The 13,265-nt window shown below is 71.0% G+C and carries 12 protein-coding genes; 10 read left to right on the forward strand and 2 right to left on the reverse strand.

Translation table 11 applies throughout. The features are described from left to right. Positions 1 to 107: 107 nt before the first annotated feature. Positions 108 to 1,268 carry a DUF4328 domain-containing protein gene (locus ACH442_RS17485; RefSeq protein ID WP_396339049.1) on the reverse strand — a complete coding sequence of 387 codons (1,161 nt, stop codon included), beginning with the start codon at positions 1,266 to 1,268 and terminating at the stop codon, positions 108 to 110. Positions 1,269 to 1,478: 210 nt separating this feature from the next. On the opposite strand from ACH442_RS17485, the gene ACH442_RS17490 reads away from it, so the two are divergent. The 10 genes from ACH442_RS17490 to ACH442_RS17535 all read left to right on the forward strand — a co-directional run bounded on the left by ACH442_RS17490 (position 1,479) and on the right by ACH442_RS17535 (position 10,544). Continuing rightward, the gene (locus ACH442_RS17490; protein WP_396339050.1) at positions 1,479 to 2,219 is read left to right on the forward strand and encodes an ABC transporter ATP-binding protein; all 741 of its coding nucleotides are present in this window, start codon (positions 1,479 to 1,481) and stop codon (positions 2,217 to 2,219) included. Between the two features lie 100 nt (positions 2,220 to 2,319). Beyond that, positions 2,320 to 3,081, forward strand: coding sequence for an ABC transporter ATP-binding protein (locus tag ACH442_RS17495; protein WP_396339051.1), 762 nt, complete (start codon positions 2,320 to 2,322; stop codon positions 3,079 to 3,081). Between the two features lie 2 nt (positions 3,082 to 3,083). Next, entirely contained in the window at positions 3,084 to 3,962 is an 879-nt protein-coding gene (locus ACH442_RS17500) for a branched-chain amino acid ABC transporter permease (protein WP_396339052.1), read from the forward strand. Next, positions 3,959 to 4,978: a branched-chain amino acid ABC transporter permease gene (locus ACH442_RS17505; RefSeq protein WP_396339053.1), complete on the forward strand. Its 1,020-nt coding sequence runs from the start codon at positions 3,959 to 3,961 to the stop codon at positions 4,976 to 4,978. The genes ACH442_RS17500 and ACH442_RS17505 overlap by 4 nt, the downstream gene beginning before the upstream one ends. Then, positions 4,975 to 6,240, forward strand: coding sequence for an ABC transporter substrate-binding protein (locus tag ACH442_RS17510; protein ID WP_396339054.1), 1,266 nt, complete (start codon positions 4,975 to 4,977; stop codon positions 6,238 to 6,240). Before ACH442_RS17505 ends, ACH442_RS17510 begins: the two co-directional genes overlap by 4 nt. A gap of 39 nt (positions 6,241 to 6,279) precedes the next feature. Beyond that, on the forward strand, positions 6,280 to 7,026 hold the full coding sequence (locus tag ACH442_RS17515) for an SDR family oxidoreductase (protein ID WP_396339055.1): 747 nt from the start codon (positions 6,280 to 6,282) through the stop codon (positions 7,024 to 7,026). Beyond that, positions 7,023 to 7,784: an SDR family oxidoreductase gene (locus ACH442_RS17520; protein WP_396339056.1), complete on the forward strand. Its 762-nt coding sequence runs from the start codon at positions 7,023 to 7,025 to the stop codon at positions 7,782 to 7,784. The genes ACH442_RS17515 and ACH442_RS17520 overlap by 4 nt, the downstream gene beginning before the upstream one ends. Further along, complete coding sequence (locus ACH442_RS17525; RefSeq protein ID WP_396339057.1) at positions 7,781 to 8,761, forward strand: phosphotransferase family protein; 981 nt, start codon at positions 7,781 to 7,783, stop codon at positions 8,759 to 8,761. The genes ACH442_RS17520 and ACH442_RS17525 overlap by 4 nt, the downstream gene beginning before the upstream one ends. Further along, positions 8,761 to 9,966, forward strand: coding sequence for an acyl-CoA dehydrogenase family protein (locus ACH442_RS17530; protein ID WP_396339058.1), 1,206 nt, complete (start codon positions 8,761 to 8,763; stop codon positions 9,964 to 9,966). The genes ACH442_RS17525 and ACH442_RS17530 overlap by 1 nt, the downstream gene beginning before the upstream one ends. Next, positions 9,963 to 10,544, forward strand: coding sequence for a TetR/AcrR family transcriptional regulator (locus ACH442_RS17535; RefSeq protein ID WP_396339059.1), 582 nt, complete (start codon positions 9,963 to 9,965; stop codon positions 10,542 to 10,544). The genes ACH442_RS17530 and ACH442_RS17535 overlap by 4 nt, the downstream gene beginning before the upstream one ends. 4 nt (positions 10,545 to 10,548) lie before the next feature. Here the strand turns inward: ACH442_RS17535 and ACH442_RS17540 are convergent, their stop codons facing one another. Then, positions 10,549 to 13,116 carry an ATP-binding protein gene (locus ACH442_RS17540; RefSeq protein WP_396339060.1) on the reverse strand — a complete coding sequence of 856 codons (2,568 nt, stop codon included), beginning with the start codon at positions 13,114 to 13,116 and terminating at the stop codon, positions 10,549 to 10,551. Positions 13,117 to 13,265: the final 149 nt, after the last annotated feature.

Here is a 13,265-nt window from a genome sequence, read left to right on the forward strand (position 1 = left end):
GCAGACACCGGAGCAACGATGAGCGCCGCCGCGACGTGGGCCGGGGAAGAGCGTCGCCATCCTCGCCGTTCGCAGCCCTCATCGCCGCAGGCTGAGCGGCCCTGCGGTCAGGCGGACCGGGTCAGGTGTTCCTGGTCGGCGGTGACACGGCGGATCAGGAGGATCGCGGCGACGCCGGCTGACGTCAAGGCGAGCGACTCGAAGAGGCTCACGCCGGCGTAGGGGGTCAGGACGCTGGAGGAACGGTTCAGGAACAGCGAAAGCGACCAGGACCCGGCCCAGAGTGCGAACAGGCCGGGGCCGTGGTCGCGGGTCGCGCGGTCCACCTCGCGGACGACCAGCAGCGGCAGGACCAGGTTCGCCACGGGGATCAGCCAGGCGGCGACGGTCCAGCCGGGGCGCCAGGTCATCGCGTGGCCGGTACTCCACAGGTTGGCCGAGGCTCGGTGGAGCCAGACCATGAACGCGATGATGGTGAAGATCACGAGGGCGGCGTAACCGGCGACGGCGGCGAGCGCCTGGCCGGGAATCCAACCGCTGGCCGAGTTGCCGTAGGAGTACAGCCCGGTTCGCAGCAGCAGGCAGTAGATCGTGGTCACGGCCAGGGCGCCGATGGCCGTACGGGACGGGGTTCGCAGTGAGCGGACCGGGCCGCCGGCGTAGAGCGTTCCGGGATGCGCATACGGGGCCTGCGCATACGGCTGCGGGATACCGGTGACGGGCGGCGGCTGGTAGCCGGCGGCCGGGTCGGGATGGACCGGGCGATCCGGGGCCGGCGCGGGATTGGCCCGCGGCGGGAAGTCCGGCTGGTGCGGGGCTTCGGACGCGGGCTGCTGCCACGGCTGCGGTGGCGGCGCGGCGGCGGGGGGCTGCGGTGCCGGTGGGATGTAGGGGCTGGGCAGCGGGATGGTGGGCGGCCACGCGGTGTCGGGCGATGAGGGCTCGGGTGATGAGGGCTGGGCCGGCGCGGGCAACGAGGGCCGGGCCGGAGCGGGTGACAAGGGCTGGGCCTGAGCGGGTGACGAGGGCTGGGCCGGAGCGGGCGACGAGGGCTGGGCCGGAGCGGGCGACGAGGGTTGGGCCGGAGCGGGCGGGGATCCCAGAGGCTGCGACGGCGGGGCGAGCGGGTCGACGACGGACTGCGGCGGCATCGGGAAGAGCGGGTCCGGACCGGGCAGCGGAGCTGCGGACCATGGATCGGCCGGCGGCATCAGATCCGGGGTCGGCGGGTCGTCCGGGCCGGGGCGGGGCGGCTGCGCGCGCATCATGCTCCTCGTCGATGGACTGCTGCCGCAGGGTATCCGGAGCGGACAACGGCCGGCCGAGGGAAGTTTTCGCTGATCACGGCGCCGATAGCGAACATAAGGTCGCGCCAGGTAACGGAGACGTTGCAAGTAGTTGACGAGACGGATCAGAAAGTTACACTCCTAGTGTAAATAGTTGACCATCACGCTCCACAGTGGATGCACGAGGTGGCCATGTCGACGAAAACTCCTGCTCCTGAGCTTGTGCTCGACCACATAACGGTTCGCTTCGGCGGGCTGACCGCTCTCGACGACGTCTCCCTGCGGGTGCCCGCGGGGCGGATCGTCGGGGTGATCGGGCCGAACGGCGCCGGCAAGACCACGCTCTTCAACGTCATCTGCGGGTTCGTCACGCCGTCCTCCGGGGAGATCTCCCTGGGCGGCAAGCCGTGGCGGCCCCGCCCGCACCACCTGAACAGGCTCGGCATCGCCCGCACACTGCAGGGGGTGGGCCAGTTCAACGGCCTCACCGTCCTGGAGAACGTGCAGGTCGGAGCGCGGGGACACCGTGGGGAACAAACCCGGGGAGGCCACGAACGACAGTCCGAACAGGACGCTCTCGCGGCTCTGGACCGATGCGGCGTCGCGGAATATGCGCACGCCCGCCCCGGTGCGTTGCCGTATGCGATCCGCAAACGGATCGAACTGGCCCGCGCCCTCGCCGCCCGGCCCCGGATCCTGATGCTCGACGAGCCGGCCGGTGGGCTGGACGCCGACGAGATCCACTGGCTGGCCGGGCTGATCCGCGAGACCGGCACCACGGTTCTGCTGGTCGAGCACCACATGGATCTGGTGATGTCGGTCTGCGACGAGATCCTGGTCCTGGACTTCGGCAAGCCGATCGCGCTGGGCTCCCCCGCCGAGATCAGCACCGACGACAAGGTGACCGAGGCCTACCTGGGAGCCACCGCATGACGCCGCGGCCGGAAGCGGAACCGCGGGCCGCAGCGGAACCGCAAGCCGCAGCGGAACCGCGGGCCGAAGCGGAACCGCGGACAAGGACGGGAGCCGTCGCATGAGCGCGCCCACCCCGAGCAGGCTCGACGAGCCCTACCAGAAGAAGAAACCGCTGCTGGAGGTCGAGGACCTGACCGCCGGCTACGGCGCCGCCCCGGTCCTGCACAACATCCGCCTGACCGTCCGGCCGGGCGAGATCGTCGCGGTCCTCGGCGCGAACGGCGCCGGCAAGACCACCCTCCTGCGCACCCTGTCCGGCCTGGTCCGGGCGGACAGCGGCCGCATCACGTTCGACGGGGAGGACCTTCGCGGGGTCCGGGTGGAGCGCATGGTCAGCCGCGGCATCGCGCACGTCCCGGAGGGCCGGGGCGTCGTCACCGAGTTGACGGTGGACGAGAACCTGCGGCTGGGCGGCCTGTGGCGGCGTGACCGCGCGGATGCGTCCCGCGCCTTGAGCGAGGTCTACGACCTCTTCCCGGCGCTGGCACAACGACGTGCCAGCGCCGGGCACCAACTGTCCGGCGGGGAGCGTCAGATGCTGGCGCTGGGCCGGGCGCTGATCGGCCGGCCCCGGTTGCTGCTGCTCGACGAGCCGTCGCTGGGTCTGGCCCCGCGGATCACCGCGCAGATCCTGGCGCTGCTCCAGGATCTGCGGGAGCGCACCGGTCTCGCGGTGCTGCTGGTCGAGCAGAACGTGCGCAGTGCGCTGGCCATCGCGGACGAGGGCATCGTCCTGTCGCTGGGCCGTGTGGTGACCCGCAACTCCGCCGCGGACCTGCGCGACGACGCCGATCTGCGCCACGCCTACCTGGGGTTCTGAGCATGGACAGATTCGTTTACCTGACCTTCGACGGGTTGAGCCGGGGCGCCGTCTACGCGGCGTTCGCCCTGGCCCTGGTCTTGATCTGGCGCGCCGCCCGGATCGTCAACTTCGCGCAGGGTGCGATGGCGGTCGCGGCCGTCTACGTGGCGTACTCGGTGACCGAGAAGACCGGCTCCTACTGGCTCGGGTTCGCCGCCGCGCTCGTCTTCGGCCTGCTGCTGGGCATCGCGGTGGAGAAGGCGGTGATGCGCTTCGTCGACCATTCGTCGCCGTTGAACGGCGTGGTCGTCGCGCTCGGCCTGGTGCTGGTCGTGCAGGGGGTGCTCGGCATCGTCTACGGCAACGAGTTCCGGCCGGTGCAGACGCCGTTCTCCCGGGAGGCGTTCCAGGTCGGCGGGGTCGCGCTGCTGAGTCGCTACGACGTGTTCGTGTTCGCCGCGGTCGGCGCGGTGGTCATCGGGCTCTCGGTGCTCTTCACGCGGACGGCGGTGGGCCTGCGGATGCGGGCCGCGGCGTTCGCGCCGGACGTGTCGCGGCTGCTCGGTGTCCCGGTCGGTGGCATGTTGACGCTGGGCTGGGCGCTGGCCGCCGCGGTCGGGTCGCTCGCCGGGATGCTGGTCGTCCCGACGGAGCTGGGCCTGAATCCGAACGCGATGGACGTGCTGTTCGTGTCGGCGTTCACCGCGGCCGTGGTGGGTGGGCTGGACAGCCCGATCGGCGCGGTGACCGGCGGGTTGATCGTCGGCCTGCTGCTCTCCTACGTCAGCGGCTATCTGGGTGCCACGGTCGCGCCGATGGCGGTGCTGGCCCTGCTCGTGGTCGTTCTGCTGGGCCGTCCCGGCGGGCTCTTCTCCAGTTCGAAGGCGAGGCCGGCATGACGGACATCAAGGAGAAGAAGCCGGCCACCACGGCCCGGTCCGCCACCCCGGGACCCGGAAAAGGCATGAACCCGATGTGGTACGCCGTGGCCGGCGCGATCCTCGTCGCCGCGCTCACCTACGTGCTCCCGCCGTTCCGGAACTACCAGCTCGCCACGGTCGGCGCGTACTTCACCGTGACCGCCGGCCTGACCGTCCTCACCGGACTCAACGGTCAGCTCTCGCTGGGCCACGGCGCGCTGATGGCCACGGGTGCGTACAGTTTCGCGCTCGCCCAGAACAAGTGGCTGAACATGCCGCTGAGCATCGTGGCCGCCCTGATCACCACGACTCTGGCGGGCGTGGTGATCGGGCTGGCCGCGGCTCGGCTGCGCGGCCCCTACCTGGCCGGGCTCACGCTCGCGGTGGCGGTCGTCGTTCCGTCGGTGACCAGCACGTTCGACGAGACGCTGGGCAGCGACATGGGCCTGTCGATCGCGCTCGACCCACCACCGGGGGTGATCCCGATGGAGCAGTGGCAGGCGTGGCTCTGCTGGGCGGGCGCGCTGGTCACGACGTTCCTGCTGGCCACGCTCGTGCGTGGACGGTTCGGGCGGGACCTGCGGGCCGTGCGTGACGACGAGACCGCGGCCCGGCTCGCGGGGGTGAACGTCGCCCGTACGCAAATCTTGGCTTTTGTCGTGAGCGCGGCCTGTGCCGGCCTGGCCGGCGCTCTCTTCGCCTTCCTCGCGCAGAGCGTCTCGCCCGGAGCGTTCCCGTTGACGCTGTCGCTGTTCCTGGTGATGGCGATCGTGATCGGCGGCCTGGGCCGGCTCAGCGGCGCCCTCTGCGGCGCGTTGCTGCTGGTCCTGCTGCCGGCGCTGGCCCAGACCGCCGGCGAACGCTCCGGCTCGCAGCACCTGGAGGGAAACCTCGCCCTGGTGATCTTCGGCCTGGTGCTGGTGGTCGTCATGCTCGCCGCCCCGGGCGGCCTCGCATCAATCCGGTTTTCCACGATATCCAGGAGGAAACGATGAAACGCACCACGGCGGTGTTCCTCGCCGTCCTCTTGTTCGCCGGGGCCTGCGACGGTTCCGCTTCCCAGGGTGGCGGCTCGAGCGGCGGAAACGTCCCCGGGGTCACCGACAGCGAGATCGTCGTCGGCACGCACATGCCGCTGACCGGCCCGGCCGCCGCCGGTTACTCGAAGATCGCGCCGGCCTCGAAGGCGTACTTCGACTTCGTGAACGCGGCCGGCGGGATCAACGGTCGCAAGATCACCTACAAGGTCAAGGACGACGGCTACAACCCGGCGACCACCCAGCAGGTGGTGCGGGAGCTGGTGCTGCAGGACAAGGTCTTCGCGATCATGGGCGGCCTGGGCACGCCGACGCACTCCGGCGTGCTGGACTTCCTGAAGACGAACAAGGTCCCCGACCTGTTCGTGGCCAGTGGCAGCCGCAGCTGGAACCAGCCCGACAAGTATCCGGGCACGTTCGGCTTCAACCCGGACTACACCGTCGAGGGCAAGATCCTCGGCACGTACGTCAAGGAGAACCTGGCCGGCAAGAAGGCCTGCTTCCTCGGGCAGGACGACGACTTCGGGCAGGACAGCCTGGCCGGGATCGAGAAGATCCTGGGCGCGGTCGTGGCCAAGCAGACGTACGTGACCAGCAACCCGAACGTCGGCCCGCAGATGGGAGCGCTCAAGTCGGCCGGCTGTGAGGTGGTGCTGCTGGCGACGATCCCGGGCTTCACCGCGCTGTCGATCGGCACCGCGGCCAAGATCGGCTTCAAGCCGCAGTTCGTGGTCAGCAACGTGGGCTCCGACCCGGCCACCGTCGGCAAGGCGCTGGGCGCGGCGGCACCGCTGCTGGAGGGCGTGGTCTCGGCGAACTACCTGCCGCTCAACACCGACGACACCAGCCCGTGGATCCAGCTCTTCAAGAAGGTGAACGAGCAGTACAACGCCGGTGCGGAGTTCGACAACAACGTCGTCTACGGCATGTCGGTGGCGTACCTGTTCGTGCAGTCGCTGCAGGCCGCGGGCAAGGACCTGACCCGCGACGGCATCCTCGCCGCGGTGAAGAAGAACGGTTTCCAGGGTCCGGGTCTGGTCCCGCTGCGCTTCTCCGACAAGGATCATTCGGGGTACGGCGGTGAGCAGCTCACCAAGGTGCAGGACGGCAAAGCGGTGTACTTCGGCCAGGCGTACACGACCGATGACGCCGACGGCGCGGTGCAGCCCTCGACCGGTCAGGCCGTGACACCGCCGCAGAACGGCATCCCGGCGGCGTAGTATCCGCACACTGAGTGCAAGTTACTAGGAGGTAATGCGATGGCGGACCAAGTGGCGATCGTGACCGGGGCAAGCCGGGGAATCGGGTTCGCCATCGCGCAACGCTTCGTCGCCCAGGGCGCGAAGGTCGCGATCACCGGGCGGGACGCGGACGCGCTGGCGGCCGCGGTGAAGGAGCTGGGCGGCCCCGGGGTCGCCCTCGGGGTGGCCGGCAAGGGCGACGACGCGGGCCACCGGGCAGCGGTGATCGATCAGGTCAACGCGACGTTCGGGCCGGTCACCACCCTGATCAACAACATCGGTATCAACCCGGCGTACGGGCCGCTGGCCCAGCTCGACCTCAACGCCGCCCGCAAGATGGCCGAGGTCAACCTGATCGGCACGCTCGGCTGGGTGCAGGAGGCGCTGCGGGGCGGACTGGCCGAGAGCGGCGGCTCGGTCGTCAACATCTCCTCGGTCTCCGGGGTCCGCCCGGCGCCCGGCATCGCGTTCTACGGCACCACCAAGGCGGCGCTGATCCACCTCACCGAGGAACTCGCCGTCGAGCTGGCGCCGAAGATCCGGGTCAACGCGGTCGCGCCGGCCGTGGTGAAGACCCGCTTCGCCGCCGCGCTCTTCGAGGGCCGCGAGGAGAAGGTCACCGCGACGTACCCGCTGAAGCGGCTGGGCGTGCCCGAGGACGTGGCCGGCGCGGTCGCGTTCCTCTGCTCGGGGGAAGCGTCGTGGATCACCGGCCAGACCATCGTGATCGACGGTGGCGTCACCCTGACCGGGGTGGTCGAGTGACCCGGGTCGTCGTCACCGGCGCCGGTGGGGGCATCGGCGCGGCGCTGGCCCGCCGGTTCGCCGCCGACGGCGCCGAGGTCGTGGTCAGTGACATCAACGCGGACGCGGCGGCCGCGGTCGCCGCGGAGATCGGCGGGACCGCGGTGGCCGCCGACGTGGCGGTCGAGGACGACGTCCGCCGGCTGGTCGAGACCGCCGGCGACATCGACCTGTTCTGCTCCAACGCCGGCGTGCTCAGCGCCGGTGACGAGAACACCCCGGACCAGCAGTGGGACCGCGACTTCGGCGTCAACGTGATGTCGCACGTCTACGTGACCCGCGCGCTGCTGCCGCGGTGGCTGGACTCGGGCACACCGAAGCGGCTGCTGATCACGGTGAGTGCGGCGGGGCTGCTGACGCTGCTGGGCAGCGCGACCTACTCGGTGACCAAGCACGCGGCGCTGGCGTACGCGGAATGGCTCCGGGCGACGTACGCGCATCGGGGTCTGACCGTCCAGGCGCTCTGCCCGCAAGGTGTCCGCACCGACATGCTGACCGGCGGGAACGCCCGGGGCAGCGGCAGCGCGGCGCTGCTGGCCGAGGGCGCGTTGGAGCCGTCGGCGGTCGCCGAGCTGGTGGCCGAGTCCGTACGGGGAAATCAGTTCTTGATCCTGCCGCATCCCGAAGTCGCGGAGTACTACCGCTTGCGCGCGACCGATCCGGACCGTTGGCTGGGTGGCATGAACAAGATGCAGCGTGGCTTCGAGGCGGCGAAATGAAGGGGCTCGACCTGGAGAAACTCCAGGCCTATCTGGACAGTCCGCCGCTGACCGGGACGATGTTCGCGGGTGGGCGGTCGAACCTGACCTACGCCGTGACCGACGGGACGAACCGCTGGGTGCTGCGCCGCCCACCGCTCGGTCACGTGCTGCCGACCGCGCACGACATGGCCCGGGAGCACAAGGTTCTCGCCGCGCTCTCCGCCGCCGGTTTCCCGGCGCCCGAGCCGGTCCTGCTGTGTGACGACGTCTCGGTCATCGGCGCGCCGTTCTACCTGATGGAACACGTCGACGGGAAGATCTACCGCGATGCCTCCGACCTGGAAGAAGTCGATCTGCACGGTCTGACGCTCACGCTGGTGGACACGCTCGCCGACCTGCACTCGCTGGACCCGGAGAAGATCGGGCTGGGCGATTTCGGCAAGCCGGAGGGCTTCAACGCCCGCCAGGTGCGCCGCTGGAAGCAACAGCTCGACGCGTCCCGCAGCCGGGATCTGTCCGGCATCGAGGAGCTGCACGCGCGGCTGGCCACGGACATCCCGGCCGGTGGCCCGGGCGCGGTGGTGCACGGCGACTTCCGCCTCGACAACGTCTTGATCGGAGAGAATCAGCAGGTCAACGCGGTGCTGGACTGGGAGATGTCGACGCTGGGCGACCCGCTCAGCGACCTCGCCCTGATGCTGGTCTACGCCGGCCGCCCGCTGCTGGTCAAGGACGGCAGGCCGTTCGCCCCGATCGACCTGCCCGGGCACCCCACGCTCGACGAGATGGCGGCCCGGTACGCCGAGCGCAGTGGCCGCGACGTCAGCGACCTGCACTGGTACGTCGCGTTCGCCGCGTTCAAGCTCGCCGTCATCCTGGAGGGCGTGCACTACCGCTACACCAAGGGTCAGACCGTCGGCGCCGGCTTCGACACCGTGGGTGCGATGGTGCCCGCGCTGGTCGAGCAGGGCCACCGAGCGCTGGAAGGACACTGATGGACTTCGAGTTCGACGCGACGACCGAGGACTACCGCAAGCGGTTACTCGCGTTCATGGACGAGCACGTCTACCCGGTGGAGAAGGACTTCCACGCCGAGGGGGACGGCTGGGAGCCTCCCGCCGTGCTGCGAAGCCTTCGACAGAAGGCGAAGGACGCCGGCCTCTGGAACCTGTTCCTGCCCGGCGAGCACGGCGCCGGGCTGACGAACCTGCAGTACGCGCCGCTGGCCGAGATCATGGGCCGCAGCCCGGCCATCGCGCCGGCCGCGTTCAACTGCAACGCCCCGGACACCGGCAACATGGAGGTGCTCGCCGAGTTCGGCACCCCTGAGCAGCAGGAACGCTGGCTCAAGCCGCTGCTGGCGGGAGAGATCCGGTCGGCCTTCGCGATGACCGAGCCGCAGGTGGCGTCGTCGGACGCGACGAACATCGGCACGCGGATCGAGCGGGACGGCGACGAGTACGTCATCAACGGCCGCAAGTTCTACATCACCGGCGCGATGAACCCGAACTGCAAGATCTTCATCGTGATGGGCAAGACCGACCCGGAGGCGGACCGGCACGTCCAGCAGAGCCAGATCCTGGTTCCGCGGGACACCCGGGGACTCACGGTCAAGCGCGGCATGACCGTTTTCGGCTACACCGACGGCGACCACGGCGGCCACGCCGAGCTGATCTTCGAGAACGTCCGGGTGCCGGCGAGCAACCTGATCGGCGTCGAGGGCGGCGGCTTCGCGATCTCCCAGGCGCGGCTCGGCCCGGGCCGGATCCACCACTGCATGCGGCTGATCGGGATGGCCGAGCGCGCCCTCGAGCTGATGTGCCGGCGCGCGCTGGAACGCACCCCCTTCGGCAAGCCGCTCGCCGAGCAGGGCGTGATCCAGGACTGGATCGCCGAGTCCCGGGTCCGGATCGAGCAGGCCCGCCTGCTGGTGCTCAAGGCCGCGTGGCTGATGGACACGGTCGGCAACAAGGGGGCGCACACCGAGATCCAGGCCATCAAGATCGCGGTGCCGCTGACCGTGGAGTGGATCCTGGACAAGGCGATCCAGTCCCACGGCGCGCTCGGCACCAGCCAGGACACGCCGCTCGCCCAGCTCTGGGCGGCAGCCCGCACGCTGCGTCTCGCCGACGGCCCCGACGAGGTGCACAAGCGCTCGCTGGCCCGGCGGGAGCTGAACCGTTACCGGAGTCGTCCGTGACCCAGCCCCCGCGCGTCGACGGTCGCACCGCACGGTCCGAGAGGACGCGTAACGCGATCGTCGACGCCCACCTCCGGTTGATCGCCGAGGGCGACCTGCGCCCGACCGCGGACCGGATCGCCAAGCTGGCCGGCGTCTCGCTGCGTGCACTGTGGAGCCACTTCGCCGACATGGAGGCGTTGATGGCGGCCAGCGGGCAGCGGGTCCTGGAGCAGCGCGACGCGTCGTACCAGCGGATTCCGACGGACCTGCCGCTGGCCGAGCGGATCGAGGCGTTCTCCCGCCAGCGGGCCCGCCTGCTGGAGGAGATCGGGCCGGCCGCGCGGGCGTCCGCGCTGAAGGAGCCGTTCTCGACCGCCCTCCAGCGGTACCGCCGGGTCCACGTCGCTCGCGTCCGGGACGAGCTGACCGACACGTTCCCCGACGAGATCGGCGCGGACGAGGAACTGCTGAACGCGCTGACCGCGATCAGCCAGTGGCCGACCTGGTCGACCTGGCGGGAGTCGATGGACATGCCGGTGGAGGCGGCCCGGGCCGCGCTGGCCCGTGGCCTGCGTGCGCTGCTGACCGCGCGATAACTCGTCAGGGGGTCAGGTCCAGCCGGGATGCCTCGGCCGCGGCCTGGCCCCTTCGTGACACACCCAGTTTCCGCAGGATCGCCGAGACGTGGTGGTGCACGGTCTTCGTCGACAGGAACAGCCGCCCGGCGATCTCCACGTTGGACAGGCCCTGCTGCACCAGCGCCAGCACCTCCACCTCCCGGCGGGTCAGCTCGGCCGGGTTGTCCCTGGTCCAGCGCTGCGGGCCGCGTGGGATGTCCCGCACGCCGCGGGACCGCAGCCGCCGGGTGACGACCGTGGCGGCCGGACGGGCGCCGAGCCGCTGGAACTCGGCGAGCGCGGCGCGCAGGTCGGCCTCGTCCGTACCGCCGGCCAGGGCGAGCGCGGCGTCGTAGGCACAGCCGCGTTTGCGCCAGCGCTCGGCCGACGCGTGGACGTGGCCGGTGAGCTGATCGGCGTACGGCTCAGGGATCTTGATTTCCGGAAGGTCCTCGCCGGTGCCGCCGGAGAGCCGGCGCAACCAGGCCAGCTCGCCCAGCACCCACGGGGACCGGCGCCGGCGCGCCAGATCCCAGGCCTCGGCGATCTCCGCCTCGACCGGGCCGCCGGCCAGCCACGCCGCCTCCGCGCGAGCCGTCGCGGAGGGCGCCAGGTACTGCAGCTCGGCGCGCCCGGCGGTGAGCGCCCGCATCTCGTCCAGCATCGGCCACGGGTCGGCGTCCCCGCGCCGGGCCGCGAGGAGACCGACCACGCTCAGCGCGATGATCCGCAGCAGCGGCACCGGACCGCAGTTGGCCAGGATCCACTCGGCGTCCGCGGCCGCCGCCTCCCAGCGGCCCACGTCCAGGTGGTACCGGGCGCGGTGGGCGAGCACGTAGTGTTTCCAGCCGTCCAGCCCCAAGTCGTCACAGACCGTGACGCCACGGCCCAGCCAGGACACCAGATGGTAGGAACGGGTTCGGGTCATCGCCCAGCCGGCGTGGATGTAGGCGCGCCCGATGTGCTCCTCCAGGCCCTCGCGCTCGGCCGTGGCGAGGCTGCGCTCCAGATTGCCGATCCCCTCCGGCTCGCCGTTGAGCATCATCATCGTGCCCAGGTTGTTCAGGCTGTGCACGACCACCTCGGCATCGCCGAACCGTTCGCCCAGCCGCAACGCCCGGGTGCCCAGCTCCATCGCATCGCCGTACTCCTCGATGTTCATCGCGATCGACGCCTGGTTCGTGCACGCCACCGCCAGCTCCCGCCCGGGCGACCCCTCCAGCAGCCGCAACGCCTCCCGGCCGGCCTCGGCGGCGTCGTCCGGGAAGCCGCCGCACCACAGCCGCCGGGACAGGTTCGACAGCGCGACAGCCTCGCCGAGCCGGTCACCGGCCTGCCGGCGTTCCCGGATCGCCTCCCGCAGCGCCGCGATCGAATCGGTCGTCTGCTCGGTCAGATAACACTCGTAGGAGCGGCGTTCCAGCAGCTCAGCACGCTCACGCGGGCTCAGGCCGGCCGCGAAGCGCAAGGCCCGCGCATACTGCGCGGCGGCTTCCCGATGGGCACCCGAGGCCGCGGCCTGCTCGGCGGCCCGCGGCGCCCAGATCACCACGGTCTCCGCGTCACCGGCCGCCTCGGCGTGATGCGCCACCCGGCTCGGATCCGCGGACTCCTCCTTCGCCAGCAGCCCCGCCAGCACGCGTCGATGCAGGTCGAGACGCCGATGCGCGGCCAGTGACTCCTCGATCGTGAGCCGGGCCAGCTCGTGCCGGAACGCCACTCCGCCGGGCACACTCTCCAGCATCCCGGCTCGCAGGGCCTCGTCCAGCCCGTCCTCCTCGACGATCAAAGGCATTTCCGCGTACGGCGGAACGATGCTGACCACGTCGAGAACCGCGGCCGCCGCGGGACTCAGCCGCCCCGCCCGCGCCAGCACGGCGTCCCGCACGGTCAGCGGCACGTCACCGTCATCGCGAGCCAGCACCTCCGTCACGAAGAACGGATTCCCGCCGGTCGCGCGGTGCAGCGCGGAACCGTCCCGCCCGTGCACCCCCGCCAGCTCACCGACCGCGTGCTCGGAGAGCGGTTCCACACTCAGCCGCCGGACCGCGGGGCCCTGCAACTCGCCGAGCAGCCGTCGCAGCGGGTGACCGCGGCCCACCTCGTCACTGCGATAAGTGGCGATCACCAGCGCCGGGATCGTCGCGATCCGCCGGCCGAGGACGCTCAGCACGTCCAGGGTCGCCTCGTCGGCCCAGTGCAGATCCTCCAGCACCAGGATCAGGCCAGGGCGCGCCCGCACGTCCCGGATGATGCCGATGGCCAGCTCGTAGGACTTGACGCCCAGCTCGGCCAGCTCCTCCATCTCCAGGAACGGGCCCAGCGGGCGAGGCGTCCACAACGGATCGCAGGAACCCCAGAGCACCGGCCGGGTCGCCGTCACCTCCGCCCGGAACCGCCGCACCAGCGCCGTCTTCCCGCCGCCGGCCTCCCCGCCGAGCAGCACCAGGACCCCGTTGCCGGTGGCGGTGACGGTGGCGTACGCCCGATGCAGTGCGGCGAGTTGCGCGGTTCTTTCGAGCAGGTTGTCGCCGGTGGACCTCTCCCCCATCGACGCACCATGACACCGAGTGGCGCCCCGCTCCATCACCAATCCGACATCCGCGCGTGCCGATCGATCAGGCTGCCCCGGAGCGAGGTCGCGGAACGCAGGGGCGTCACCAGGGGCCGCGTCTCCCGGATCGAGCGTGGCGAGGTCGC

It is taken from the genome of Actinoplanes sp. NPDC020271, assembly GCF_044388125.1.
Classification (GTDB): domain Bacteria; phylum Actinomycetota; class Actinomycetes; order Mycobacteriales; family Micromonosporaceae; genus Actinoplanes.